General features: G+C 73.4%; 22 protein-coding genes. 11 read left to right on the top strand and 11 right to left on the bottom strand.

Annotation, left to right across the window (positions count from 1 at the left end):
- Nucleotides 1-106: 106 nt before the first annotated feature.
- The 4 genes from AB0I68_RS15785 (at nt 107) to AB0I68_RS15800 (ending at nt 6,606) form a co-directional block, all read left to right on the top strand.
- Nucleotides 107-2,362, top strand: coding sequence for a molybdopterin-dependent oxidoreductase (locus tag AB0I68_RS15785; RefSeq protein WP_363177856.1), 2,256 nt, complete (start codon nt 107-109; stop codon nt 2,360-2,362).
- Between the two features lie 73 nt (nt 2,363-2,435).
- Complete coding sequence (locus tag AB0I68_RS15790; RefSeq protein ID WP_363177857.1) at nt 2,436-3,947, top strand: citrate:proton symporter; 1,512 nt, start codon at nt 2,436-2,438, stop codon at nt 3,945-3,947.
- Between the two features lie 102 nt (nt 3,948-4,049).
- Nucleotides 4,050-5,462 (top strand): aldehyde dehydrogenase family protein, encoded by a 1,413-nt coding sequence (locus AB0I68_RS15795; protein WP_363177858.1) that lies wholly within the window; start codon nt 4,050-4,052, stop codon nt 5,460-5,462.
- A 58-nt stretch (nt 5,463-5,520) separates the two neighbouring features.
- Nucleotides 5,521-6,606, top strand: coding sequence for a Zn-dependent alcohol dehydrogenase (locus tag AB0I68_RS15800; RefSeq protein ID WP_363177859.1), 1,086 nt, complete (start codon nt 5,521-5,523; stop codon nt 6,604-6,606).
- Between the two features lie 29 nt (nt 6,607-6,635).
- On the opposite strand, the gene AB0I68_RS15805 is transcribed toward AB0I68_RS15800, so the two are convergent.
- The 4 genes from AB0I68_RS15805 to AB0I68_RS15820 form a co-directional block, all read right to left on the bottom strand.
- Nucleotides 6,636-7,883: an FAD-dependent monooxygenase gene (locus AB0I68_RS15805; protein ID WP_363177860.1), complete on the bottom strand. Its 1,248-nt coding sequence runs from the start codon at nt 7,881-7,883 to the stop codon at nt 6,636-6,638.
- 54 nt (nt 7,884-7,937) lie between these two features.
- The gene (locus tag AB0I68_RS15810) at nt 7,938-10,907 is read right to left on the bottom strand and encodes a BTAD domain-containing putative transcriptional regulator (RefSeq protein ID WP_363177861.1); all 2,970 of its coding nucleotides are present in this window, start codon (nt 10,905-10,907) and stop codon (nt 7,938-7,940) included.
- A gap of 25 nt (nt 10,908-10,932) precedes the next feature.
- Nucleotides 10,933-11,703 carry an SDR family oxidoreductase gene (locus tag AB0I68_RS15815; RefSeq protein ID WP_363177971.1) on the bottom strand — a complete coding sequence of 257 codons (771 nt, stop codon included), beginning with the start codon at nt 11,701-11,703 and terminating at the stop codon, nt 10,933-10,935.
- Between the two features lie 320 nt (nt 11,704-12,023).
- Nucleotides 12,024-12,668 carry a TetR/AcrR family transcriptional regulator C-terminal domain-containing protein gene (locus tag AB0I68_RS15820; RefSeq protein WP_363177862.1) on the bottom strand — a complete coding sequence of 215 codons (645 nt, stop codon included), beginning with the start codon at nt 12,666-12,668 and terminating at the stop codon, nt 12,024-12,026.
- 84 nt (nt 12,669-12,752) lie between these two features.
- On the opposite strand from AB0I68_RS15820, the gene AB0I68_RS15825 reads away from it, so the two are divergent.
- The 3 genes from AB0I68_RS15825 (at nt 12,753) to AB0I68_RS15835 (ending at nt 15,022) form a co-directional block, all read left to right on the top strand.
- The gene (locus AB0I68_RS15825) at nt 12,753-13,904 is read left to right on the top strand and encodes an acyl-CoA dehydrogenase family protein (RefSeq protein ID WP_363177863.1); all 1,152 of its coding nucleotides are present in this window, start codon (nt 12,753-12,755) and stop codon (nt 13,902-13,904) included.
- Nucleotides 13,905-13,974: 70 nt separating this feature from the next.
- A complete protein-coding gene (locus AB0I68_RS15830) occupies nt 13,975-14,265 on the top strand; it encodes a YiaA/YiaB family inner membrane protein (RefSeq protein ID WP_352214464.1) in 291 nt (96 codons plus the stop codon).
- 91 nt (nt 14,266-14,356) lie between these two features.
- Nucleotides 14,357-15,022, top strand: coding sequence for a TetR/AcrR family transcriptional regulator (locus AB0I68_RS15835; protein WP_363177864.1), 666 nt, complete (start codon nt 14,357-14,359; stop codon nt 15,020-15,022).
- Here the strand turns inward: AB0I68_RS15835 and AB0I68_RS15840 are convergent.
- Entirely contained in the window at nt 15,013-15,474 is a 462-nt protein-coding gene (locus tag AB0I68_RS15840; protein ID WP_363177865.1) for a MaoC family dehydratase, read from the bottom strand. The two genes, AB0I68_RS15835 and AB0I68_RS15840, sit on opposite strands and share 10 nt — an antisense overlap.
- Nucleotides 15,475-15,586: 112 nt before the next feature.
- Here AB0I68_RS15840 and soxR point away from each other — a divergent pair, with 112 nt between their 5' ends.
- Nucleotides 15,587-16,030: a redox-sensitive transcriptional activator SoxR gene (gene soxR, locus AB0I68_RS15845; protein WP_363177866.1), complete on the top strand. Its 444-nt coding sequence runs from the start codon at nt 15,587-15,589 to the stop codon at nt 16,028-16,030.
- Here the strand turns inward: soxR and AB0I68_RS15850 are convergent.
- The 4 genes from AB0I68_RS15850 to AB0I68_RS15865 all read right to left on the bottom strand — a co-directional run bounded on the left by AB0I68_RS15850 (nt 16,011) and on the right by AB0I68_RS15865 (nt 20,322).
- Nucleotides 16,011-16,778, bottom strand: a complete 768-nt coding sequence (locus AB0I68_RS15850) for a 3-keto-5-aminohexanoate cleavage protein (protein ID WP_363177867.1) — start codon at nt 16,776-16,778, stop codon at nt 16,011-16,013. The two genes, soxR and AB0I68_RS15850, sit on opposite strands and share 20 nt — an antisense overlap.
- Nucleotides 16,775-17,401: a hypothetical protein gene (locus AB0I68_RS15855; RefSeq protein WP_363177868.1), complete on the bottom strand. Its 627-nt coding sequence runs from the start codon at nt 17,399-17,401 to the stop codon at nt 16,775-16,777. Before AB0I68_RS15855 ends, AB0I68_RS15850 begins: the two co-directional genes overlap by 4 nt.
- Before the next feature lie 151 nt (nt 17,402-17,552).
- Nucleotides 17,553-18,968: a serine-threonine protein kinase gene (locus AB0I68_RS15860; RefSeq protein ID WP_363177870.1), complete on the bottom strand. Its 1,416-nt coding sequence runs from the start codon at nt 18,966-18,968 to the stop codon at nt 17,553-17,555.
- An 85-nt stretch (nt 18,969-19,053) separates the two neighbouring features.
- Nucleotides 19,054-20,322, bottom strand: coding sequence for a DUF1343 domain-containing protein (locus tag AB0I68_RS15865; protein ID WP_363177871.1), 1,269 nt, complete (start codon nt 20,320-20,322; stop codon nt 19,054-19,056).
- A 77-nt stretch (nt 20,323-20,399) separates the two neighbouring features.
- On the opposite strand from AB0I68_RS15865, the gene AB0I68_RS15870 reads away from it, so the two are divergent.
- From AB0I68_RS15870 to AB0I68_RS15880, 3 genes are all read left to right on the top strand, one after another.
- Nucleotides 20,400-21,173, top strand: a complete 774-nt coding sequence (locus tag AB0I68_RS15870; RefSeq protein ID WP_363177872.1) for an SDR family NAD(P)-dependent oxidoreductase — start codon at nt 20,400-20,402, stop codon at nt 21,171-21,173.
- Nucleotides 21,170-23,014, top strand: a complete 1,845-nt coding sequence (locus AB0I68_RS15875) for an AMP-binding protein (RefSeq protein ID WP_363177873.1) — start codon at nt 21,170-21,172, stop codon at nt 23,012-23,014. Before AB0I68_RS15870 ends, AB0I68_RS15875 begins: the two co-directional genes overlap by 4 nt.
- Nucleotides 23,015-23,091: 77 nt before the next feature.
- Nucleotides 23,092-23,697: a TetR/AcrR family transcriptional regulator gene (locus AB0I68_RS15880; RefSeq protein ID WP_363177875.1), complete on the top strand. Its 606-nt coding sequence runs from the start codon at nt 23,092-23,094 to the stop codon at nt 23,695-23,697.
- Nucleotides 23,698-23,813: 116 nt separating this feature from the next.
- Here AB0I68_RS15880 and AB0I68_RS15885 read toward each other — a convergent pair whose 3' ends face one another.
- Both AB0I68_RS15885 and AB0I68_RS15890 read right to left on the bottom strand, forming a co-directional pair.
- Nucleotides 23,814-25,013 carry a S8 family serine peptidase gene (locus AB0I68_RS15885; protein ID WP_363177876.1) on the bottom strand — a complete coding sequence of 400 codons (1,200 nt, stop codon included), beginning with the start codon at nt 25,011-25,013 and terminating at the stop codon, nt 23,814-23,816.
- 189 nt (nt 25,014-25,202) lie between these two features.
- The gene (locus tag AB0I68_RS15890; RefSeq protein ID WP_363177877.1) at nt 25,203-26,432 is read right to left on the bottom strand and encodes an acyl-CoA dehydrogenase family protein; all 1,230 of its coding nucleotides are present in this window, start codon (nt 26,430-26,432) and stop codon (nt 25,203-25,205) included.
- Nucleotides 26,433-26,434 lie beyond the last annotated feature (2 nt).

Below are 26,434 nucleotides of genomic sequence, written 5' to 3' on the forward strand. Positions count from 1 at the left end.
CGCCGGGCCCTCCGCCCTGGCCGCACCTCTCCCCACCGTGCCTACCGGTCGGTATGCTCGGCTCACCCGCGTGTCCGTGCCGCAGCCTGCCGTCCCTGGAGGGCCCATGTCCCGCACCGCCCTGCGCATCTGCCCCCTGTGCGAAGCCACCTGCGGCCTCACCCTCACCATCGAGGGCGCCACCGTCACCGGCGCCCGCGGCGACCGCGAAGACGTCTTCAGCCGCGGCTTCATCTGCCCCAAGGGCGCGGCCTTCGGCGCGCTCGACGCCGACCCCGACCGTTTGCGCACCCCCCTCGTCCGCCGCGACGGACGGCTCCGCGAGGCCACCTGGGAGGAGGCGTACGAGGCCATCGCCACCGCGATCCCGGCCCTCGTGCAGGAATACGGCGCCCAGTCGGTCGGCGTAGTCCTCGGCAACCCGAACGTGCACACCATGGCGGGCGCCCTCTACCCGCCACTCCTGCTCAAGGCCCTCGGCACCCGCAACCTGTTCACCGCCAGCACCCTCGACCAGATGCCCAAGCACGTGTCCAGCGGACTCCTCTTCGGCGACCCCTTCGCCATCCCGGTCCCCGACCTCGACCGCACCGACTTCCTGCTGCTCCTCGGCGCCAACCCGGTCGAGTCCAACGGCTCCCTGTGCACCGCCCCCGACTTCCCCGGCCGGCTCAAGGCGCTGCGCGCCCGCGGCGGCACCCTGGTCGTCGTCGACCCGCGCCGCACCCGCACGGCCAAGCTCGCCGACCGGCACCTCGCGCCGCGTCCCGGCAGCGACGCCCTGCTGCTGGCCGCCCTCGCGCACACCCTCCTCGCGGAGAAACTCGCCCGCCCCGGCGGGCTGGAGGAATGGACCGACGGTCTCGGGGAACTTGCCGAGGTGCTCGGGAGTTTCACTCCTGAGGCCGTGGCCCCCGCCTGCGACCTCACGGCCGCCGAGATCCGCGACCTCGCCCGCGATCTCGCGGCCGCGCCCACCGCCGCCGTCTACGGGCGGATCGGCAGCTGCACCGTCGAGTACGGCACGCTCGCCAGCTGGCTGGTCGACGTACTGAACATCCTCACCGGCAACCTCGACCGGCCCGGGGGAGTCCTCTTCCCGCTCCCAGCCGCCGGACCGCGGCCGCGCCCCGCCGGTCCCGGTAAGGGCTTCACCCTCGGCCGCTGGCGCAGCCGGGTCAGCGGCCACCCCGAGGCCAAGGCCGAACTGCCCATGGCCGCCCTGGCCGAGGAGATCGAGACGCCGGGGGACGGGCGGATCCGTGCCCTGGTCGTCATCGCCGCCAACCCGGTGCTGTCCGCCCCCGACGGGCAGCGCCTCGACGCGGCCCTGGCCGGGCTCGACTTCATGGTCAGCATCGATCCGTACCTCAACGAGACCTCCCGCCACGCCCACGTCGTGCTGCCCCCGCCGCCGCCCTCGCAGAGCGCGCACCACGACTTCGCGTTCAACGGGTTCGCGATCCGCAACCAGGCGCGCTACACCCGGCCTGCCGTCCCGCTCGAAGCCGGCCGGCTCGACGAGTGCGAGATCCATGCCCGCCTGGTCCTGGCCGTCTCCGGCATGCATGGCTCCGCCGCCCCGGCTGCCGTCGACGACGTGGTCATCCAGGGCGTCCTCGCCAAGGAGAGCGCCGATCCGCGCTCCCCGCTGCACGGACAGGACCCGGCGCATCTGGCCGGGCTGCTCACCGGCGAGAGCGGTCCCGAGCGGCGGCTCGACCTGATGCTCCGACTCGGGCCGTACGGAGACCAGTTCGGCTCCGGCTCCGCCACAGAGGCGGGCGCGGGCGCGGACGCGGGGCTCAGCCTGGAGCGGCTGCTCGCGCACCCGCACGGCATCGACCTGGGCCCGCTGCGGCCCCGGCTCCCGGGCGTGCTGAGGACGCGCAGCGGCAGGATCGAGCTGCTCCCGGACCCGATCGCGGCCGAGCTCCCCAGGCTGCGCGCGGCGCTCGCCGACCGCCCCGCCGCCCTGGTGCTCGTGGGCCGCCGCCATCTGCGGTCCAACAACAGCTGGTTGCACAACGTCCCGGCCCTCACCGGAGGTTCCAATCGCTGCACCCTCCAGGTGCATCCGGAGGATGCCGGCCGGCTCGGCCTCACCGAGGGCGGCCTGGCCCGGATCACCGCCGACGGCGGCAGTCTGGAGGTCCCGGTCGAGGTCACCGATGCCGTCCGTACCGGGGTGGTGAGCCTGCCGCACGGCTGGGGCCACGACCGCGACGGGGCCCGGCTCACCGTCGCCTCCGCCGTGCCCGGCGCCAACGTCAACCAGCTCCTCGACGGCTCCCGGCTCGACCCGCTGTCCGGCACGGCGGTGCTCAACGGTTTCCCGGTCGAACTGACACCCCTGCCCTGAGCTGGGGTTTTGCTCGTATTGCTCACGCGCGGACGTCTTGTTGGCATAAGGAGGAGGCACCTACGTTCCCTGCATGCTGACCTTCCTCGGCTTCGCCATGATCGCCACCTTCCTGGTCCTGATCATGATGAAGAAAATGTCGCCCATCGCGGCGCTCGTCCTCATCCCCGCGCTTTTCTGCGTGTTCGCAGGAAAGGGGGCCCACCTCGGCGACTACGTCATCGACGGCGTCGGCAAACTCGCGCCGACCGCCGCGATGCTGATGTTCGCGATCGTCTACTTCGGCGTGATGATCGACGTCGGCCTGTTCGACCCGGTCGTGCGCGGCATCCTGCGCTTCTGCAAGGCGGACCCGGTGCGGGTCGTGGTCGGCACCGCGGTCCTCGCCGCGATCGTCTCGCTCGACGGTGACGGCTCGACCACCTTCATGATCACCGTCTCGGCCATGTACCCGCTCTACAAGCGGCTCGGCCTCAGCCTGGTGGTCATGACGGGCGTCGCCGCCACCGCCAACGGCGTCATGAACACCCTGCCCTGGGGCGGCCCCACGGCCCGCGCCGCCACCGCCCTCAAGCTCGACGCCTCCGACATCTTCGTCCCGATGATCCCCGCCCTCGCGGTCGGCCTGGTGTTCGTGTTCGGCCTCGCGTACGTCCTCGGGCTCAAGGAACGCCGCCGGATCGGCACGCTGGTCCTCCCCGGCGACGCGGACCAGGCGCCCGAGCAGGCGCCCGAGCGGGTGTCCGGGCAGGTGTCCGGGCAGGCTCCGGAGCCCGCCGCGGAGCGTCTGCTCGTCGTCGCCGCCGGGTCCGCCGAGGGCGGGGCCGCGGCTCCGGCCGAGCCGTCCGCCGCCTCCGCAGGTGCGGGCGCCGGGTCCGGTTCCGGCTCCGGTTCCGGGTCCGGCCCGGAGTCCGCCTCCGCCTCCGCCGCGCAGCAGGAAGGCTTCCAGGGCCTCGACCCCCGCCGTCCCACCCTCCGCCCGCGCCTGTACTGGTTCAACGCCGGCCTCACCGTCGCCCTGCTCACCGCGATGATCATGGAGCTGCTGCCCATCCCGGTGCTCTTCCTCCTCGGCGCCGCCCTCGCCCTCACCGTCAACTTCCCGCACATGCCCGACCAGAAGGCCCGGATCGCCGCCCACGCCGACAACGTCCTCAACGTCGCCGGCATGGTCTTCGCCGCCGCCGTCTTCACCGGCGTCCTCAGTGGCACCGGCATGGTCAAGCACATGGCCGACTGGCTCGTCGGCGCCATCCCCGAGGGCATGGGTCCGCACATGGCCCTGGTCACCGGCCTGCTCAGCCTGCCGCTCACCTACTTCATGTCCAACGACGGCTTCTACTTCGGCGTCCTGCCGGTCCTGGCCGAGGCCGGCGCCGCGCACGGGGTCTCCCCGCTCGAGATCGCCCGCGCCTCGCTGGTCGGCCAGGCCCTGCACATGTCCAGCCCGCTGGTTCCCGCCGTCTACGTCCTCGTCGGCATGGCCAAGGTCGAGTTCGGCGACCACACCCGCTTCACCGTGAAGTGGGCGGCGCTCACCTCCCTCGTCGTCCTCGGGGCAGGGATGCTTTTCGGCATCATCTGACCCCCGACACCCCTGGCGCCCCGAAAACTACCGACGCTAGTTTGTAGGCTGGTCGAACGAGGTCAGGTCTCAACGCGCTCGTGCGTGCTCGGGAGGAATGCCATGAAGGCCCACGACGGGATGTACATCGGCGGCGTCTGGCGGCCCGCCGCCGGACGCGACCGGATCGAGGTGGTCAACCCGGCCGACGAGCAGGTCATAGGCGGGGTCCCGGCCGGCAATGCCGAGGACGTGGACGCGGCCGTACGCGCCGCACGTGCCGCCTTCCCCGGCTGGGCGGCCACGGCCCCGGCCGAGCGGGCCGCCCTGATCGCGGCGCTCCGTGATGTGCTGGTCGCCCGCAAGAGCGAGTTCGCCGAGATCATCACCGCCGAACTCGGCTCTCCGGCGGGCTTCTCGGAGATGGTCCACGTGGGGGCGCCGATCGCGGTGTCCTCCTCGTTCGCCGAGCTGGGGGCCTCGTACGCCTTCGAGGAGCGGATCGGCAACTCCACGGTGCTGCTCGAGCCGGTCGGCGTCGTCGGGGCCATCACGCCCTGGAACTACCCGCTGCACCAGATCGTTGCCAAGGTGGCGCCCGCTCTCGCCGCCGGCTGCACCCTCGTCCTCAAGCCGGCCGAGGACACCCCGCTGACCGCACAGCTCTTCGCCGAGGCCGTGCACGAGGCGGGCATCCCGGCCGGAGTGTTCAACCTGGTGACCGGGACCGGCCCGGTCGCCGGGCAGGCGCTGGCCGCACACGAAGGAGTCGACCTCGTCTCCTTCACGGGCTCCACCGCGGTCGGCAAGCAGATCGGCGCCACGGCCGGCGCCGCCGTCAAGCGCGTCGCCCTCGAGCTCGGCGGAAAATCGGCCAATGTCATCCTGCCCGGGGCCGACCTCGCCAAGGCCGTCGCGACGGGCGTCGGCCACGTCATGAACAACTCCGGCCAGAGCTGCAACGCGCTCACGCGGATGCTCGTCCACCGGGACCAGTACGAGGAGGCCGTCTCCCTCGCGGCCGCCGCCGTCGCCGCGTACCCCTGCGGCGATCCCCGCGACCCGGGCACCCGCCTCGGCCCGGTCATCAACGCCAAGCAGCGTGACCGCGTGCGCGGTTACATCACCAAGGGTGTCGAGGAAGGCGCGCGCCTCGTCGCCGGAGGCCCCGACGCGCCGCACGAGCACGGGTACTTCATCGCCCCTACCGTGTTCGCCGACGTCACGCCCGAGATGACCATCGCGCAGGAGGAGATCTTCGGCCCGGTGCTGTCGATCCTCCCGTACGAGGACCAGGACGAGGCCCTGCGCATCGCCAACGGCACTGTGTACGGGCTGGGCGGCGCGGTCTGGGCGGCGGACGATGAGACCGCCGTCGCCTTCGCCCGGCGCATGGACACCGGCCAGGTGGACATCAACGGCGGCCGCTTCAACCCGCTCGCACCCTTCGGCGGGTACAAGCAGTCGGGCGTCGGCCGCGAGCTCGGCCCGCACGGCCTGGCCGAGTACCTCCAGACCAAGTCTTTGCAGTTCTGAGCCTTCCTGCAGTTCCAAAACGCCCTGCAGTTCCGAGCCCCGAGAGACGGAATCGACCATGGTCCGCGCCGCCATCCTGCCCGCCGTCGGATCCCCGCTGGAGATACGGGAGATCGTCCTGCCCGAGCCTGGCCCCGGTCAGGTCCGGGTGCGGCTTGCCGCAGCCGGTGTCTGCCACTCCGATCTCTCCCTCACCGACGGCACCATGAGGGTGCCCGTGCCCGCCGTCCTCGGCCACGAGGGCTCGGGCACGGTCCTCGCCGTCGGCGAGGGCGTCACGCATGTCGCCCCCGGCGACGGCGTGGTGCTCAACTGGTCCCCGTCCTGCGGGGAGTGCCACCACTGCTCGATCGGCGAGGTCTGGCTCTGCGCCAACGCGCTCACCGGGGTCGGGGCGGTCTACGCCCACGACGCCGAGGGCACGCCGCTGCACCCGGGGCTGAACGTGGCCGCGTTCGCCGAGGAGACGGTCGTCGCGGCCAACTGCGTGCTGCCGGCACCCGCCGGGATCCCGCTGGCCGAGGCCGCCCTGCTCGGCTGCGCGGTCCTCACCGGCTACGGCGCCGTCCGCAACAGCGCCCGGGTCCGCCCCGGCGAGTCCGTCGCCGTCTTCGGCGTCGGCGGAGTCGGCCTGGCCGCCCTCCAGGCCGCGCGGATCGCCGAAGCGGGCCCGATCGTGGCCGTCGACATCTCCCCGGCCAAGGAGGAGCTGGCCCGCGCGGCCGGGGCCACCGACTTCGTGCTCGCCTCCGACACCACCGCCCGGCAGATCCGCGCCCTCACCGGCGGCCAGGGCGCCGACGTCGCCGTCGAGTGCGTCGGCCGGGCGGAGTCCATCCGTGGAGCCTGGGACTCCACCCGCCGCGGCGGCCGCACCACGGTCGTCGGCATCGGCGGCAAGGAGCAGCAGGTCGGCTTCCACGCCCTGGAGATCTTCCACTTCGCCCGCACCCTCACCGGTTGCGTGTACGGGAACAGCGACCCCGCCCGCGATCTCCCGGTGATAGCCGACCACGTCCGCGCGGGCCGCCTCGACCTCGGCTCCCTGGTCACCGACCGCATCACCCTCGACGGCATCCCGGCCGCCTTCGAAGCGATGCTGGCCGGCAAGGGAGGCCGCTCGCTGATCGTCTTCCAGCCGTAAGGCGCGCGCGGGGCGTTGCCGCGGGGCGTTCACCCGCCCGCCTTCGGGAGGGCGGGGTTCCGCGGCCGGAGCCGGTCCAGCCCGCTGTAGTCCCGCAGCGTGATGTTCTCGGCGGTCCTGCGGGCGATCTTGGCCGCCATGTCCTTCCCCGGCAGGTACGGCATGACCTTGTAGTAGCGGTTGAGGAGCGTGGCCATGAGGCGGCTCCCGGGAACCATGAGCCTGGCGACGCCATCGCCCATCTTCTGGCAGCCCGCCGCGTATTCCCGCAGCTCGCCCTCGTAGCGGGCGAACGCGACACGGTGGTCTCCGCGCGCCGCGGCCAGCTCGCCGGCCAGGACGTACGCGCCGACCAGGGCGAGTCCCGTACCCATGCCGGACAGCGACGAGGGGCAGGAGGCGGCGTCGCCGACGAGGGCGATCCGGCCGCGGCTCCAGGAGTCCATGCGGACCTGGCCGACCGAATCGAAGTAGAAGTCGGGCGCGTACCGCATGTCCTCCAGCAGCCGGTCGCTCTCCCAGCCGGTGCCCGCGAACTGCTCGGCGAGGACGGCCTGCTGCCGCGCGACCTCCCTCCGGTCGAGGTCCAGGAGCGGGGAGGCGAAGTAGAAGACGGCCTTGGCCTCGGTGTTGTGGCGGGCGCTGTACATCGCGACGAGCCTGCCCGCGGTGCGGTACGCGTGTCCGGTGTGGTCGAGCCCGAGGCGGTTGACCGTGGTGAAGATCGCGCAGTGGACGCCGAGGTGCCGTACGAACTGCTCCTCCGGCCCGAACGCCAGGCGGCGGGTGGTGGAGTGCAGCCCGTCGGCGCCGATCACCAGGTCGAACCGGCGCGGCGCGCCCCGCTCGAAGGTGACGGTCACCCCCTCGGCGTCCTCCGTGAGCGAGGTGATGGAGTCCCCGAAGACGTACTCGGTGTGCTTCACGGTGGCGTCGTAGAGGATCCGCGCCAGGTCGCCCCGGAGGATCTCGACGTCTCCGGCGAACAGATCGGCGGGCAGTTCGGCCTGCGGCTTGCCCGCGCTGTTGACGTACGACATGGAGCCCATGCCGGTCCGGGCCCGTTCGATGTCGTCCAGGATGTCCATGCCGCGCAGGACCGACAGATGGGCCTCGCCCCGGAAGTCGACGGCGTAGCCTCCGTCGCGGAGCGCGGGCGCACGCTCCACGATCGTGGTGGTGAAGCCGTACCGGTGGAGCCAGTAGGCGAGCGCGGGGCCGGCGACGGAGGCGCCGGAGATCAGTACGCTGAGCTTCTTCGTCTCGCTGTTGTCCATGTCGGTGAGCTTCCACGGCAGGGCTCACCGCTCGCTCACCGCTCGCTCACCGCTTCACCGCTTCACCGACTCGACGACGGGCCCGGCGACGCTCGCGGGCAGGCCCAGCAGGCGGAGCGCGTCCGGGGTGTCGGCCCCCGTCGCCATCGCTGCCTCGGCGGCTTCCCGGTAGCGGGTCCGGGCCGCCGCGCGGTCGCCGCGCGCCTCGGCGATGCGGCCGAGGCCCGCGAGGGTACGGACCCGCGTGCCGACGCTCTTGACCCAGTGCGGGTCGGCCCGCTCCAGAGCCTGCGCGTACAGCCGCTCCGCGTCGGCCGGGTCCCCGTCGAGCAGGGCCATGTCGGCGAGCCCGCGCAGTGCCGCCGCCAGGCAGGTGGAGCTGCCGGATCGGCGGGCGAGCGCGGCGGCCTCGACGTAGTCGGCGCGGGCCAGCGCCGTGTTCTCTCCGACGCGGTGGTCGGCCCGGTTGACCAGCAGGTCGGCGCTGTCCTCCAGGGCGCCGAGCTGCTCGGTGAGCGCGAGGGCCTCGTCGGTGAGCGCGATGGCCCGCGCGTGGTCGCCGCGTCCGCCCGCCAGGCCGGCGAGGGTGTCCAGGGCCAGGGCGGTGCCCCAGCGGTCACCGAGCGAGCGGAAGCCCTCGACGGCGGTGCCGAAGGTCCGCTCGGCCAGGGCGGTGTCCCCGTCGCCGAGGAGCCCGAAGCCCGACACGTACCGGGCCGCGGCCCGCGCCCACGGTTCGGGGCAGTCGCGCTGGGCCGAGACGAGCGCGAAGGCGCTCTGCGAGTCGGCCTCGCCCGCGTTCCGCATCATCCACAGGAACAGGCCGACGGGGTAACGGCCCGGCCGGGCACCCGACCATGCGGCGGCCAGCGCCTTCCCGGCCGCCGCCCGGTGCCGCTGCCACACCGGCCGCCCGGCGGCGCCCCACGCCGCAAGCAGCACGCACAGGACGTACTCCTCGCCGAGCCCGGCAGGCGGCTCGCCGCCCATGGCGTCGCCCGTCCCATCGTCCGTCGCGTCGTCCGTCGCTTCACGCTCTTCGAGCTCTTCGAGGGCTTCGAGGAGCGCGATCGCCTGCGGCGCGACCGAGGCCGACACACCCCGGATCCACAGGTAGGCGGAGGACGAGGCGAGCAGTTCGAGGCCCGTCTCCACATCTTGCGCCTCGGCCGCCCAGCGCAGGGCCGCCAGGAAGTTGCCGTGCTCGGCCGTGAGGAGGGGCAGCCACTCCAACTGCTCCGCCCGCCGCAGATGCGGGTCGGCGGTCTCTGCCAGCTCCAGGAACCACCGGGCGTGGGCCCGCTGTACGGCATCGCGCTCGACCGCCGCGTCGAGCTGCTCGCCGCCGTAGGCGCCGATCGTCTCCAGCATCCGGTAGCGGCCGCCCGCGACCTCCAGGAGCGACTTGTCGACCAGCGACTCCAGCGTCTCGTCGTCGGCGCCGCACACCCTGCGCGCGGACTCGGCCGTCGCGCCACCGGCGAAGACCGTGAACCGCCGCGCGGCCCGCTGCTCCGGCTCGGAGAGCAGCTCCCAGCTCCACGCGACGACCGAGCGCAGCGTCCGGTGGCGCTCGTCGGCGGTACGGCTGCCGCGGGCCGCGACCCCGAGCCGGTCGTCCAGCCGTCCCGCGAGTTCGTCGACGTCCAGCGTCCGGATGCGCGCCGCCGCGAGCTCGATGGCCAGGGGCAGGTCGTCGAGGGCCGCGCAGATCCGCCGGACGACCTCGGGGTCGGCGGTGAAACCGCGTCGTACGGCGCCGGCCCGGTCGGTGAAGAGCCGTACGGCCGCACCGCCGTCGAGCGGCCGCACCGGCCAGAGGCTCTCGCCGATGATGCCGAGCGGCTCCCGGCTCGTGGCCAGGACCCGCAGCCGAGGGCAGGCCGCCAGCAGCCGCGCCGTCAGCGCCGCGATCTCGTCGACGACGTGCTCGCAGTTGTCCAGGACGAGCAGGACCATCCGGTCCGACAACGCCGCGATCAGGCGGTCGACCGGCGTCTGCCCGCTGTCGCCCATGCTCAGCCCGTTCTCGCGCAGGCCGAACGCGCTCAGCAGCGCCTGCGGCAGTCCGGCGCCGTCGCGCAGCGGGGCCAGCTCCACGAAGCACACCTCGTCGGCACCGGCACCGGCACCGGCCCCCGCGACCTCCACGGACAGCCGGGTCTTGCCGACGCCGCCGGGGCCGGTGAGCGTGACCAGCCGGGCCACCCGCAGCAGACCCGCGACCTCGGCCACCTCGCCGGCGCGGCCGACGAACGCCGTCAGCTGCGCGGGCGGCGCGGTGGGCGCCGGCGCCGGATCGGCGCTCAGCAACTCCCGGTGCAGCGCCATCAGCTCGGGGGAGGGGTCGGTGCCCAGCTCGTCGGCCAGATGCCGCCGGGTCTCCTCGTACGCCACCAGCGCGGCGGCGGGCCCGCCCTCGGCGAACAGCGCCCGTATCAGCAGCCCCGCCAGCCGTTCCCGGAGCGGATGGCGGCCGACGAGCTCGCGCAGCTCGGGTACGGCGGTGGGATGCCCGCCGAGCAGGCACTCGGCCTCGATCCGGTCTTCGAGCGCCCCGAGGCGGCGCTCTTCCAGGCGTACGGCGGCAGGTCGGGCGGTCTCGCTCTCGGCGAGGCCGGCCAGTGCCGGGCCCCGCCACAGCGCCAGCGCCTCGCGCAGCAGTGTGACCGCCCGCTCGGCTTCGCCGCCGCGCAGCGCGGCCCGCCCCTCCTGCGCCAGCCGCTCGAACCGGCAGGCGTCCACGTCGTCCCGCTGAACCACGATCCGGTAGCCGGCCCCGGCCTGCTCGATCGCGGCCCCCGAACCGAGGGCCTTGCGCAGCCGGGACACCTGGGACTGGAGGGCGTGCGCCGACAGCGCGCCGTCCGGGTCGACGGCGTCGGCCAGCCGGTCCGCGGACACGACCTCTCCCGGGTGGGTCAGCAGCAGGGCCAGCAGCGCGCGGCGGGCCGGTCCGCCCAGCGGAACCTCCGCCCCGTCGTTGTGCCAAGCCTGGGTCTCACCGAGGATTCCGAACAGCATGACGGTGATTATCCACCGGAGTTGATCACGCGTGGGCGATCGGGCCGAGATAGGTCCCGCCCGAGACGTCGATGGTCTGGCCGGTCACCCAGCGGCCCTGCGGGCCCGCCAGGAAGCCGACGACATCGGCGACGTCCTCGGGTTCGCCGAGCCGGCCGAGCGCGGTGATCGATTCGAGTCCGGCGACCACCTCGGGGATGGCGGTGTAGCCGGCGGTCATGTCGGTCCGCACCGCGCCGGGCGCGACGGTGTTCACCGTGATGCCCCGGCCGCCGAGCTCATTGGCCAGCGACGGGGTCATCGATTCCAGCGCCGCCTTGCTGATGGTGTAGCCGATCTGCGTGGAGACGGCGAACCGGCTGGCCGTCGAGCCCATGTTGACGATGCGGCCGCCGTCGTTCAGCAGCGGCAGCGCGCGCTGGACGACGAAGAACGGCGCGCTGACGTTGACGGCGAGCAGCCTGTCGAGCTCCTCGGGGGTGACGTGCGCGATCGGGTTGCCCGAGATGATGCCCGCGTTGTTGACCAGGATGTCCAGCCCACGCCCCGCCAGCCCCGCGGTCAGGCCCTCGAACAGCCGCTCCACGGCGCCGTCCTCGCCGAACCGGGCCCGGACGGCGAACGCCCGGCCGCCCGCCTCCTCGATCTGCGCCACGGTCTCCTTGGCCGCCGCGTCGTTGCCCCCGTAGTGGACGGCGACCAGCGCGCCCTCGGCGGCGAGCCGGAGCGCGACCGCCCGGCCGATCCCGCGCGAACCGCCCGTCACCAGTGCCGTCTTGCCGTTCAACATGCCCATGCCCATGCCCATGGCCCCGCTCCTCGCGCAGCGGCCGGTCCTCGGTGGATCCGGCGTTGGGGCAACAGTGGCGGGGGCGGCTCACCGCGCGCTCACCGCCGGCTCACCGGGCTCACCGCCGGGCCGACCGGGCTCACCGGCGGGGCTCGTCGGCTCGCCGCTGGCCGACCCGGCTCGCCGCTGGCCGACCCGGCTCGCCGCTGGCCGACCCGGCTCGCCGCTGGCCGACCCGGCTCGCCGGCTCACCGCCGGCCGATCCGCCTCATCGCCGAACGACCCGGCTCACCGGCTCGTCGCAGGCGCGCCGCCGGCCGGCCCGTTCAGGCCTTGGGCAGCGCCTCGTACTGGAGGGCCAGCCCGTCCAGCAGGGCGGCCAGGCCCGTCTCGAAGGCACCCTCGTCCACCTCGCGCTGACGCTCGGCCAGCAGGTGGGCCTGGCCCAGGTGGGGGTAGTCCGACGGGTCGTACGCCGCCTCGTCGTCCACGAAACCCCGGGCGAAGGAGCCCACCGCCGAGCCCAGGATGAAATACCGCATCAGCGCGCCGATCCGGGTCGCCTGCGCCGGGGGCCACCCGGCGGCCGTCATCGCGCCGAACACCGCGTCCGCCAGCCGCAGGCCGGCCGGCCGCCGGCCCGGGCCGCGCGCCAGCACCGGCACGATGTTCGGATGGTCGGACAGTGCGTCCCGGTACGAGTGCGCCCAGTCGTGCAGGGCGCCCTGCCAGTCCCGGCCCGCCCCCGGCTCGAACATCGACAAGTCGACCCGCGAGCTCACCGCATCCGCGACGGCGTCCAGGATCTCGTCCTTCGTGCGGAAGTGGTTGTAGAGGGAGGGGCCGCTGACCCCCAGCGCGGCTGCCAGCCGCCGCGTCGAGACCGCCTCCAGCCCCTCCGCGTCCACCAGCGCGCCCGCCGCCTCGACGATGCGGTCTCTGCTGAGGAGGGGCTTGCGCGGTCTGGCCATGCGCCACATAGTAGGGCCTGCCCGCCATAAACTACCGGTGCTAGTTAACGTGCCGGTCCACGCCGTCACGCCCGGAGGTGCCCGGTGAATCTGGAGCTCAGCGAGGAGCAGACCGCCGTGCGCCGCCTCGCGCGCGAGTTCACCGAGCGCGAGATCGTCCCGTACGCCGCCGCGTGGGACCGCGCCGAGAGCGTGGACCGGGCCATCGTGAAGAAGCTCGGCGCGCTCGGATTCCTCGGCCTGACCGTCCCCGAGGAGTACGGCGGCTCCGGCGGCGACCACCTCGCCTACGTCCTCGTCACCGAGGAGCTCGGTCGGGGCGACTCGGCCGTGCGCGGCATCGTCTCCGTCTCGCTCGGCCTGGTCGCCAAGACCCTCGCCGCCTGGGGGACCGAGGAGCAGAAGCGCGCCTGGCTGCCCCGCCTCTGCTCCGGCGACGCGCTCGGCTGCTTCGGCCTGACCGAGCCCGGCACCGGCTCCGACGCCGGCAACCTCACCACCCGCGCCGTGCGCGAGGGGGACGCGTACGTCATCAGCGGCAGCAAGATGTTCATCACCAACGGCACCTGGGCCGACGTGGTCCTCCTCTTCGCCCGTACGGGGGAAGAGCCCGGCCACCGCGGGGTCTCCGCGTTCCTCGTCCCCACCGACACCCCCGGGCTCACCCGCCGCGAGATCCACGGCAAGCTCGGCCTGCGCGGCCAGGCCACCGCCGAACTCGCCCTCGACGGCGTCCGCGTCCCCGCCTCCGCGATGCTCGGCCCCGAGGGCAAGGGCTTCTCCGTGGCCATGTCCGCACTGGCCAAGGGGCGGATGTCAGTCGCCGCCGGGTGCGTCGGCATCGCGCAGGCCGCGCTGGACGCGGCCGTCTCGTACGCCGCCCGGCGCGAGCAGTTCGGCAAGCCCATCGCCCGGCACCAGCTGGTCCAGGAGCTCATCGCCGACATCTCCGTCGACGTGGACGCGGCCCGGCTGCTGACCTGGCGGGTGGCCGACCTCGTCGACCGCGGGCGGCCCTTCGCCACCGAGTCCTCCACCGCCAAGCTCTTCGCCTCCGAAGCCGCCGTACGCGCCGCGGGCAACGCCCTCCAGGTGCACGGCGGTTACGGCTACATCGACGAGTACCCGGCCGGCAAGCTGCTGCGCGACGCCCGCGTGATGACCCTGTACGAGGGCACCAGTCAGATCCAGAAGCTGCTGATCGGCCGCGCCCGCACCGGGGTCTCCGCCTTCTGACCGCGTTCTGAGTACACATCTGAGTACGTGCGCGGATGTGGCCCCGGTCACCCCGCCCGATGCTGGGCCCATGAACGAGACACCGGTCAAGCAGCGCAATTCGGCGGCGTACTACGGCCAGGCCGTCGCGTCCTTCGGCATCGCCATCTGTGCCGTGGCCCTGGGGATCTACCACCTCCAGGTGGACGGCTGGGTCCGCGCCTTCCTCGGCATCGCGGTCCTCTACCTCACCACCTCGGCCTTCACCCTCGCCAAGGTGATCCGCGACCGCCAGGAACTCACCCAGATCGTCAGCCGGGTCGACCAGGCCAGGATGGAGAAGATCATGGCCGACTACGATCCCTTCCAGCCGAAGGTCTGAGTGGCGGCCGCCATGTCGCCCAAGCCCGCTAAGCGCTTGCTCACCCTCCGGTAGGGTGTTCCTTCCACGGGACGAAGAGGGTGAGCGAGCGATGGACAGCGCGGAGGAGACGACCGGCGGCTACCGGCCGTGGTCGGAGGTCACCCCCGATGCCGCGCGGCGGCTGCTCGTCGCCGCCGTCGAAGCGTTCGCGGAGCGCGGGTACCACGCCACCACCACGCGAGACATCGCGGGGCGGGCCGGGATGAGTCCGGCCGCGCTCTACATCCACTACAAGACCAAGGAAGAGCTGCTCCACCGGATCAGCCGGATCGGCCACGACAAGGCCCTGGAGATCCTGGAGACCGCCGCTTCCGCCCCGGGCTCGGCCGCCGAGCGGCTCGACGCCGCCGTACGATCCTTCGTGCTGTGGCACGCCGCGCACCACACCACCGCGCGCGTGGTCCAGTACGAGCTCGACGCCCTCGCTCCGGAGCACCGCTCCGAGATCGTGGAGCTGCGCCGGCAGAGCGATGCCGCCGTACGCCGGATCCTCGCCGACGGCGTCGCGGCGGGGGAGTTCGACGTGCCGGACGTCCCCGGCACCACGCTCGCCGTCCTGTCCCTGTGCATCGACGTGGCCCGCTGGTTCAACGCGGCCGGCCGCCGCACGCCCGACGAGGTCGGCGCGCTCTACGCCGACCTCGTCCTGCGCATGGTGGGCGCCGCTCCCGGTGCGGCCGGCGCGCCCGCCACGCCCGGCGCGCCTCAGAAGTAGTAGCGGGACACCGACTCCGCCACGCACACCGGCTTGTCGCCGCCGTCGCGCTCGACCGTGACCGTCGCCGCGACCTGGACGCCGCCGCCCGCCTCCGTGACCTCCGTGATCACGGCGGTGGCGCGCAGCCGCGAGCCGACCGGCACCGGCGCCGGGAAGCGCACCTTGTTCGCACCGTAGTTGATGCCCATCTTCATGCCCTCGACCCGCATGATCTGCGGTACCAGGCTCGGCAGCAGCGACAGGGTGAGGTAGCCGTGGGCGATGGTGGAACCGAAGGGTCCGTCCGCTGCCCGCTCCGGGTCCACGTGGATCCACTGGTGGTCACCGGTGGCATCGGCGAACAGGTCGATCCGCTTCTGGTCCACCTCCAGCCACCCGCTCGGGCCGAGCGGTTCCCCGATCCCTGCGTGCAGCTCCTCGGCGGACGTGAAGATCCTCGGCTCGGCCATGCCTCTCCCTCTCCCTGGCGAATAAGCGCTTGCTCAGCATGCTCGGGACGTATGTATCTGTCAACGATTCGTCTGTCAACGAATGTCGGACCGGCCGACTACCCTCGGCGTCGTGCCGCAGATTCCCGAGAAAATCCACGAGCTCACCGTCGGCCAGCTGTCCGCCCGCAGCGGCGCGGCCGTATCCGCGCTGCACTTCTACGAGACCAAGGGCCTGATCAGCAGCCGCCGCACCTCCGGCAACCAGCGCCGCTACAGCCGCGACACACTGCGCCGGTTGGCCTTCGTACGCGCCGCCCAGCGCGTCGGCATCCCGCTCGCCGCCATCCGCGACGCACTCGCCCAGCTCCCCGAGGAGCGCACCCCCAACCGCGAGGACTGGGCCCGGCTTTCGGAGGCCTGGCGCGCCGAGCTCGATCAGCGGATCACCCATCTGATGCGGCTGCGCGACCACTTGACCGACTGCATCGGCTGTGGCTGCCTCTCGCTGAAGAACTGCGCCCTGTCCAACCCGGACGACGTCATCGGCGACCAGCTCACCGGCTCCAGGCTGTAGCGGCGGCCCCCGAACCGAGCACCTCACGGGCCGCCGCCACCAGCTCGGCGTTCGACCGCGCCGGCCGCCCGTCCGGCAGGTGCAGTACGTCGCCCACGCCGGTCCGGGCGCCCGCACCGCAGCGCGCGGCCAGCCGCAGCACCGGCCAGGCGGCGGCCTCCCGCCCGAACAGCAGCAGTGGCACCGGCGGCAGCCACCGCAGCCCCGCCACCAGCGCCGGATCGGCCACGGCGAGCTCCACCACCAGCCGGATCCGCGCCGGGTCCCGTACCGGCCACGCCAGGAACCGGGCCAGCGGATCCGCCCCGGGCCCGGCGTCCTCCCCGCCGAGCGGAACCACCGCGTCCACCGCCACGCCCCGCGCCAGCAGGGCCTGCGCCAGCTCCTCGGCCCCCGGCTCCGCGAAGTGCACCGCCGCCCGGTCCGGAAGCACCGTCCACGACCGGACCCGCTCCAGCCGCCGTGCCGGACCGGGCTCGGCCCCGATGCCCGCGGACACCGAAAGCGGTACGGAGACCCCCGCGCCCCGCAACGCCTCCAGCAGCGGCCCGACGACCCGGGGCGACAGGCTCTCCCGGCCGCACGGGGTCCGCGGATGGACCAGCACCTCCCCGGCCCCGGCGGCGACCGCCCCCAGGACCGACTCCACCACGTCCTGCGGGGACAGCGGTACGGCAACGCCGTCGGCGGCATTGCGCGCGCCGTTCACCGACACCGACACCGGCACCTGAAGTCCCCGCGGGCTCATGCCGCCCCGGTCGAAGCCGGATCCGCGGCCGAGGCCGAGGCCGCCAGCGCCGGCCTGGGCACGACGATCCCGCAGCCCGCGCACACCGGCCCGTCCCAGGCCCACGCCCCCTCCCAGTCGCGATGCCCCGAGCGGGGCCCCCGTCTCTGCCGGGGCATGTGCGCGGGCCAGCGCAGCTCCTGCTCCCCGCAGACCGGGCAACCCGTCCCCGGCTGCGACTCCAGCGCCGTGACCAGCCGCCGCAGCACCTCGCCCAGCGCCCCCTCCGGCCGCACCCCCGGATCGGCGCACCGCACCACCGCATCCCCGCTGCCGCCCCACGCCCACTCCGGACGGCGCAGCCCGTGGTGCTTCTCCCGCCGGCGCCGCTCCGCGAACTGGCGCTCGTACTCCAGCCAGACCGCCCGCGCCTCCTCCAGCTCCTCCAACGCCGCGACCAGCCGCAGCGGATCGGCCGCCCGGTCCTCGGGGGCGATCCCGTGCCGGTCGCACAGATGCCACCACGTCGCCCGGTGCCCGTACGGAGCGAACCGCTCCAGGCAGCGGCGCAGCGAATGGCGCCGCAGGGCGCGGTCATTGCGTGCGTCCCGCACCTGGTACGCCAGACTTCGGAATCCCGCCATCACACCTTCACCTCCGTCGCGCCCACGCCCGCACCGGGGGGCGTCGTACTACGTCGAACGACGACGCACCGTGAGATGTGCCCAACATGCCCGGTCAGGTGCGGGCGCATGCGGGGGCGGTCGAGGCGTGCGGGTGGCACATGGCCGGAACTCAGCGCCCCATGCGCCCCGCAGCAACCACGAGCCGGGCCAGCTCCTCGTGACAGATGTCGCTGTGCGCCCCCGAAGGCGGACCGCCGCGCCGCACCACCGACCCGGTGTCCACACTGACGCAACCGGCCTCCGGGACCCCCTCGCGCAGGGCCGTGTCGAGGGTGAGCCGCGGCGCGCCCGGCACGGCCTGCACCCCGTCGTGACCGATCGCGCCCCACCGCTCGTCGAAGCCGAGGAGACCGGCCGAATCCCCTGCCATCCGGGAGGCCAGCGGGTAGAAGACCTTGAGGGCGGAGTCGTACGGGGAGTGGCAGGCGAGCACCGGGCCGTCGATCCTGTGCTGCATGCCGCGCAGGGCGCCGCCGCTGCCCTTGTCGTGGGGGAGCCGGTCGGCGAAAGCGTAGTGGGAGAAGGCCCCCTGGAGCAGGGTCGCGGATTTCACGTACCGGGCCCCGTCCGGCACCGCGCGCAGTGAGAAGGACACCACGCGGGCCCCGAAGCTGTGGCCGATCAGATGGATCCGCAGGGCCGGGCGGCGGCCTGCCAGTTCGGCCAGCACCGGGCCGAGGCCGCGCTCGCCGACGACTCCGGCCCGCTTCTTCATCTCGTAGTACGTGGCCTGCCGCAGCAGCTCCTTGGCGCCGTTCCACAGCGCGTGCAGGCCGCCGCCGAGGGAGAAGCCGGGCTCGGCGGCGCCCCCGGGCAGTGCGCCCGCCGCGATCAGCCCTTCGGTGAAGGCCCGGCACACCTCGAGCACGTCCTGCGTGAAGACGGCGGGCACCTCCCGCACGTCCGGGCCCGCGCCGGCCGGGCCTGCCGCCTCACCCGCGCCTGCCGCCTCGGCCGCGCCTGCCGCCACGCCCGCGCCTGCCGCCTCGGCCGGAGCCACCGGATCGACCGTGTCCACACCCGCCAGCTCCCGTACCAGCGCTCCGAACTCGGTGAACGCCGCCACCGACTCCGGCCGGTCCTCCAGCAGTTCGGCGACCCGGTCCAGCTCCGCCACCCGCCCCGGCCAGAACTCCCCGAGCGCCCGCAGTGTGGCGGGGTCCAGCGCCGTCCCGTGGCCCGGCTCGGCGAGCGCGCCGTGGGGGTCGAAGTCCGGAATCGGCTCGTCCGAGAACCGCATCGAGGGCCATACGACACCCACGTACCCCAGCCGCACCCCCGGCCCCACCAGCCCCGGGAAGGCTGCGTAGAAGCGGTCGAAGAGCCGGGTCGACGTCGACCGGTCGCTGTTCCAGCCGTGCGCGAAGACCAGGAGGTCGGTGGCCTCCAAGGCGGCCACCGCGTCCTGCGTGCTCTGGTCCACGTCCCCGTCGGCGTCGAAGGTCAGCTCCGCGTACGGGCCGACCCCGATCCCGATCGCGTCCCGCGTACCCGCACCGACACCTCTGCTCGTTCCGTCCGACATGGGGTCTCCCTCCGCGCCGCCTCTCCGGTGCCGTCCAGCATCCTGCTGCGGCCCCCGCCCGGCCAGACCCCCGGCGCCCACGGATTCACGGGTAGAGCAGGTACCGCCCCCGCACCGCCGCGAACCGCTCCAGCCCCGCCGCCCAGTCGGCCGCGATCTCCTCGGCCCCGGCCCCCGCGTCCACCATCCGCCGGACCCGGTCCGAGCCGGTCAGCTGGTCGATCCAGTGGTCCGTGCGCCACGCGAAGCCGCTCCACGTCCGCTTCGCCGTCACCAGCAGCCCGATCCCGGCCCGTACCGGATCGAAGGCCTCCCGGTCGTGCACGATCAGCCGGACCCCGCCGCACACCTTCCCGGCGTGCTTGGAGAAGGCCGGCGTGAAATAGGCCTCCCGGAACCACACCCCGGGCAGCCCCAGCGCCTGCGCCGCCTCCGCCCACCGCCGGTCCACGCCCTCCGCCCCGACCGCCTCGAACGGCGTGGTCGTCCCGCGCCCCTCCGACAGGTTGGTGCCCTCGAACAGGCAGGTCCCGGCGTACGCGAGGGCCGTGTCCGGCGTCGGCATGTTGGGGCTCGGCGGCACCCAGGGCAGTCCGGTCGCCCCGAAGAAGGAGTCCCGCCGCCACCCGGACATCCGCACCGTGCGCAGCCTGGCCGGTTGCGCGGCCAGGAACTCCCCGTTGAACAGCAGGGCCAGCTCGGCCACCGTCATCCCGTGCGCGAGCGCGATCGGCTCCCGGCCCACCCCGCTCGCGTACGGGCGCTCCAGCACCGGCCCGGCGGCCCGCCTGCCGCCGACCGGGTTCGGCCGGTCCAGTACGACCACCGCCTTGCCGGCCAGCGCGGCCGCGCGCATGCAGTCGTACAGGGTCCAGATGTAGGTGTAGAAGCGCGCCCCGACGTCCTGGATGTCGAAGACGATCGTGTCGATTCCGGCCGCCGTGAACACGTCCGCGAGCTTCTGCCCGCTCCTGTCGTACGTGTCGTACACCGGCAGCCCGGTCGCCGGATCCCGCCCGGCCGCTTCGGAGCCGCCCGCCTGCGCCGTACCGCGGAACCCGTGTTCCGGCCCGAACACCGCCACCAGGTCCACCCGGGCGTCCGCGTGCAGTACGTCGACCAGGTGGCGGGCGTCGGCGGTGATCCCGGTGGGGTTGGTGACCACGCCGACCCGCTGGCCGGCGAGCTCCGCGTAGCCGTCCGCGGCGAGCTGTTCGAAGCCGGTGCGCACCCGGTCGGCGGCTGCCGCCGCCGGGTCCGGCGCCCGGCCGGGCGCCGCGCCCACCGTCCCGAGGGCCCCCAGGGCCCCCGTCATACCCGCCAGTCCCAGCAGCCCCCGTCGTGACAGCTTCATCCGGCAACGCTAGGGGCCGAGCCCCTTCCACACCGACATACCGACCGGTTAGTCTGCCCGGCATCCGGCCATGAAAGGTGATCCCCGTGAGCGCGTACCAGGACCAGCGAGTCGTCGTCACCGGCGCGGGCGGCGGCATCGGCGCCGCCCTCGCCCACCGCTTCGCCGCCGAGGGGGCCACCGTGGTGGTCAACGACCTCGACGCCGCCAAGACCGCCGCCGTGGCGGGCGAGATCGGCGCCCGGGCGATCCCGGTCGCGGGCGATGCGTCGGCCGTCGTGACGGAGGCCCGCGAGGCCCTCGGCGGACGGGTGGACGTCTACTGCGCGAACGCGGGACTCGCCTCGGGCGGCGACGCGTTCGCCGACGAAGCCGTGTGGGAGGCGGCCTGGGACACCAACGTGATGGCGCACGTCCGCGCGGCCCGGCTGCTGCTGCCCGACTGGCTGGAGCGCGGGAGCGGGCGCTTCGTGTCCACCGTCTCGGCCGCAGGACTGCTGACCATGATCGGAGCGGCGCCGTACAGTGTCACCAAGCACGGTGCGCTCGCCTTCGCGGAGTGGCTCTCGCTGACCTACCGCCACCGCGGCGTGCAGGTCCACGCCATCTGCCCGCAGGGGGTCCGCACCGACATGCTGACGGCCGCGGGCTCGGCGGGCGAACTCGTCCTCGCGCCGACCGCGATCGAGCCGGCAGCGGTTGCGGACGCACTGTTCGACGGCATGGAGAAGGGCCGGTTCTTGATCCTCCCGCACCCCGAGGTCGCCGACTACTACGCCGCCCGAGCCACCGAACCCGACCGCTGGCTCGGCAGCATGAACCACCTCCAGCAGAAGTGGGAGACCAGGTGACCCGGCCCTGCGGCTACGCCGCCAAGCCGTGGCTCGGACTGCTCAGCCCGGCCCAGCGCGCCCCCGTCTCCCCGCCGCCCAGCGTGCTGCACGCCTTCCGCGACGCCGTCGCCCGGGCTCCGGAGCGCACCGCGCTGGCCTACTTCGACGGCCGCATCGGCTACGCGGAGACCGACGCACTCTCCGATTCCGTCGCCGGCCACCTCGCCGCGCACGGCATCCGCCGCGGGGACCGGGTCGCCGTCATGCTGCAGAACACCCCGCACTTCGTGCTCGCCGTCCTGGGCGCCTGGAAGGCCGGGGCGGTGGTCGTCCCGCTCAACCCCATGTACAAATCGGGCGAGATCGGGCACATCTTGCGCGACTCCGGGGCCGCCGCGCTGGTCTGCGACGGCCCCGCGTGGTCGGCGTACGCCGCCGAGGCCGTCCGCGGCACGGCCGTGCGGGTCGCCCTGACCGCCTCGGACCGGGACTTCCAGACCCGGAACGACCCGCGCGTCTTCCGCCCGGCACATCCGGACCCCGTAGGTCCCGCCCCCGCCCCACCGGCCCCCGCCCCACCGGCCCCCGCCGCGCCGGGCTCTGCCCCACCCGCCCCCGCCCCGCCGGCCCCCGCCGCGCCCGGCTCCGCCGCGGCGTCGGCAGGCGCAGCCGGATCGGTCCCGCAGCCGCGTGCCCCGCGGACCGAGCCCGTCCGCCCCGACGCCGAGGCCCCGGCCCACGCCGACCTGGGTGTCGTGGCCCGCCAGGGCCACCCCGCCCCGCCGGACCCCGGTTTCACCGCCGCCGACACCGCGCTCATCAGCTACACCTCCGGCACCAGCGGCACCCCCAAGGGCGCCATGAACCCGCACGGCGCGCTCACCCACAACGCCGTCCGGCAGGTCACCGGGCACCCGCTCCCCGAGGGCGCCACGTACTTCGCCCTCGCGCCCCTCTTCCACATCACCGGCATGGTCTGCGAGCTCGGCGCCTGCTTCGCCAACGCCGGAACCCTCGTCCTCGCCCACCGCTTCGACGCGGGCGCCGTCCTCGACGCCTTCCTCGAGCACCGCCCCGCCTACACCGTCGGCCCGGCCACCGCCTTCATGGCCCTCGCCGCCCACCCCGACGCCACCCCGGACCACTTCGCCTCGTTCCAGGTGGTCTCCTCCGGCGGCGCCCCGCTCCCGCCCGCCCTCGTCGAACGCCTCCGCGCCGCCTTCGGCTTCTACCTGCGCAACGGCTACGGCCTCACCGAATGCACCGCTCCCTGCGCCTCCGTGCCCGTGCACCTCGAAGCCCCGGTGGACCCCGCCTCCGGCACCCTCTCCGTGGGCCTGCCCGGCGCCGACACCGTCGTACGGATCCTGGACGAGCGCGGCGGCGAGGTGCCCTTCGGCGAGACCGGCGAGATAGCCGTCCGCGGGCCCCAGGTGGTCCCCGGCTACTGGCGGCTTCCGGCGGACACCGCCAAGGCCTTCCCGGACGGCGAGCTGCGCACCGGGGACGTCGGCTTCATGGACGCGGACGGCTGGCTGTACGTCGTCGACCGCAAGAAGGACGTGATCAACGCATCCGGGTTCAAGGTCTGGCCGCGCGAGGTCGAGGACGTGCTCTACACCCACCCCGCCGTGTGCGAGGCGGCCGTGGTCGGCATCCCGGACCCGTACCGCGGCGAGACCGTGAAGGCGTACGTCAGCCTCCGCCCCGGCACCTCGGCCGAACCGGAGGACCTGTCCGCGTACTGCGCCGCCCGCATCGCCGCGTACAAATACCCGCGGCAAGTGGAGATCCTGCCTGTTCTGCCGAAGACGACGAGTGGCAAGATCCTGCGACGGGAACTGCGCGACCGCGGCTGAAAACAGCCGTACGGTCATACAGCTGCTCGCACAGCTGGTCGTACCGACCAGGGAACAGGGAAGGGAAGGTCAGCGCCATGGCTGCCAGGACCACGGAGCCCGAAGGCACGTACGAAGCCCCGGTGCCGCAGCGGCTGCTGGCCGTCGCGACCCGGATGTTCGCCGAGCGCGGCTACGACCGCACCTCCGTACAGGAGATCGTCGAGGCGGCCGGGGTCACCAAGGGTGCCCTCTACCACTACTTCGGATCCAAGGACGACCTGCTGCACGAGGTGTACGCGCGGATGCTGCGCCTCCAGCAGCAGCGCCTGGACGCGGTGGCCGATTCCGACGCCCCCGTCGAGGAGCGGCTGCGCGCCGCGGCCGCCGACGTGGTGGTCACCACCATCGAGAACCTCGACGACGCGGCCATCTTCTTCCGGTCGATGCACCAGCTCAGCCCGGAGAAGTTCAAGCAGGTGCGGGCGGAGCGCCGGCGCTACCACGAGCGCTTCCGGGCGCTGGTCGAGGAAGGCCAGCGCACCGGGGTGTTCTCCACCGCCACCCCCGCGGACCTGGTGGTGGACTACCACTTCGGCTCCGTCCACCACCTGTCCACCTGGTACCGGGCGGACGGCCCGCTCACGCCGCAGCAGGTCGCCGACCACCTCGCGGACCTGCTGCTGCGCGCGCTGCGCCCGTAGGCAGGTCCCTCGCCCACGGCCGGCCGGCCCGCCCCCCGGCGCGCCCCTGGCAGGGGCGGACGGAGAGCGGGCCGGTCCGGTACGGTCGCTCACCCGCTACCGGGTCAGGACACCCGCTACGGGGTCACCTTCAGCAGCTTGTTCGGGGTGCCCGCCGACGGGTTGGTCACCGCCCCCGACGTGGCCGCCGCCGTCAGCGCCGCGGCTGCCTGCGCCGGGGTCGCGGACGGGTGTCCGGCCAGGTAGACGGCCGCGGCGCCCGCCACGTGCGGGGTGGCCATGGACGTGCCGGAGATGGTCTTGGTCCCGGAGTCGCTGTCGTTCCAGTCCGACGTGATGTCCGAGCCCGGCGCGTACAGGTCCACCACGGATCCGAAGTTGGAGAACGGGGACTGCGCGTCGTCGATGGTGCTCGACGCCACGGTGATCGCCTCGGGGACCCGGCCGGGTGAGCCCTTCCCGGCGTCCCCCGCGTCGTTGCCCGCCGCGACGGCGAAGGTGACACCCGAGGCGATCGCCCGGCGCACCGCCTCGTCGAGCGCCTCGTCCGCGCCGCCGCCCAGGCTCATGTTGGCCACCGAGGGCCCCGAGTGGTGCTGCGCGACCCAGTCGATCCCGGCGACCACCTGTTCCGTGGTGCCGGAGCCCTTGTCGTCCAGCACCCGCACCGCGACCAGCTTCGCCTTCTTGGCGACGCCGTGCGCGGTCCCCGCGATGGTGCCCGCCACGTGCGTGCCGTGGCCGTTGCCGTCGTCGGCGCTGTCGTCGTTGTCCACCGCGTCGAAGCCGGACGTCGCGCGGCCGCCGAAGTCCTTGTGGGTCGTGCGTATGCCGGTGTCGATGACGTACGCCGTCACCCCCTCGCCGGCGCTGTCGGGGTAGCTGTACTTCTTGTCGCCCGCCTTGGCCGTCTGGTCGATCCGGTCCAGTCCCCATGAGGGCGGGTTGTCCTGAGTGGCGTTGATGGTGAACTTCTTGTTCTGCACGACCTTGCCGACGGCCGGGTCCGCGGCGAGCCGCTTGGCCCCGGTCTCGCTCAGGCCCGAGGCCGAGAAGCCGTTGACCCCGGAGCTGTAGGTGCGCTTCAGCTCGCCTCCGTACTTCTTGGCCAGCTGTTCCTTGTTCGCGGATGCGTCGAGTATGACGACGTAACTACCGCTGATCGCGCCGGGAGCGCCCAGTCCGTACACCGTGCCTTCGGACGGTGTCGCCGCCCCTGCTAAGGGGGTGGCGATCAGGGCCACGGCGGCCGCGGCGGCGGCTCCCGTGCCGACCGCCGCGTACCGGAAAGTGCGCGAGCGCTTGTGAGTTGCCATCTGGAGAGTTCTCCTCATGCTGACGTGTGGGGCGTCAAACCTTCTGGAGAACCCTGTTCCGATTGACAGGCGCAAATCAAGAACGCCTCGGCGTTGCGGGGCTGTTCAACAAGGTTTCTTAAAAGGCTCCCCGCATCGCCTTCACCTCGTACATGGGTTCACACGAACTCCTGCACGATTTCAACACGTTCACGAGCGACCCGCGTACTTCTTCAACTCCCGGTGGGCCAGCGAGCGCTGGTGCACCTCGTCCGGTCCGTCCGCCAGCCGCAGCGTCCGCGCCGCCGCCCACAGCTCGGCCAGCGGGAAGTCCTGGCTCACCCCGCCCGCGCCGTGCAGCTGCACCGCGTCGTCCAGGATCCGCACCACCGCCCGCGGGGTCGCGATCTTGATGGCCTGGATCTCGGTGTGCGCACCCCGGTTGCCGACCGTGTCCATCAGCCAGGCCGTCTTCAGCACGAGCAGCCGCAGCTGCTCCACCGTGACCCGGGCGTCCGCGATCCAGTTCTGTACGACACCCTGCGCGGCCAGCTCCTTGCCGAAGGCCGTACGGCCCACAGCGCGCCGGCACATCAGCTCGATGGCCCGCTCCGCCATGCCGATCAGCCGCATGCAGTGGTGGATCCGGCCCGGGCCGAGCCGGGCCTGGGCGATCGCGAAGCCGGTGCCCTCCTCGCCGATCAGGTTCGCGGCCGGGACCCGGGCCCCGTCGAAGACCACCTCGGCGTGGCCGCCGTGGTCGTGGTCCTCGTACCCGTACACCGTCATCGCCCGGCGCACCTCGACGCCCGGGGTGTCGCGCGGGACCAGGATCATCGACTGCTGGCGGCGCGGATCGGCGCCTTCCGGATCGGTCTTGCCCATGACGATGAAGATCGCGCAGTCCGGGTTCATGGCCCCGGAGATGAACCACTTGCGCCCGGTGACGACGTACTCGTCACCGCTCGCGGAGCGCTCGATCCGGGTCTCGATGTTCGTCGCGTCCGAGGAGGCCACCTCGGGCTCGGTCATCGCGAAGGCGGACCGGATCTCGCCTGCCAGCAGCGGCTGGAGCCACTGCTTCTTCTGCTCCTCGTTGCCGAACTGCGCCAGCAGTTCCATGTTCCCGGTGTCCGGGGCCGCGCAGTTGGTCGCCATCGGCGCCAGGTGGGGGCTGCGGCCGGTGATCTCGGCGAGCGGGGCGTACTGGAGGTTGGTCAGCCCCGCGCCGTGCTCGGGATCAGGAAGGAAGAGGTTCCAGAGGCCCTGACGGCGTGCCTCGGCCTTCAGTTCACCGAAGACGGCCGGGGTGTCCCAGGGCGAGGCCAGCCGCGCGCGCTGCTCGGCGGCGACGGGTTCCGCCGGGTAGACGTACTCCTCCATGAACGCGAGCAGCCGTTCGCGGAGTTCCTCGGTGCGGGCGTCGAATGCGAAATCCATGG

This window comes from Streptomyces sp. NPDC050448, assembly GCF_040655295.1.
Lineage (GTDB): Bacteria > Actinomycetota > Actinomycetes > Streptomycetales > Streptomycetaceae > Streptomyces.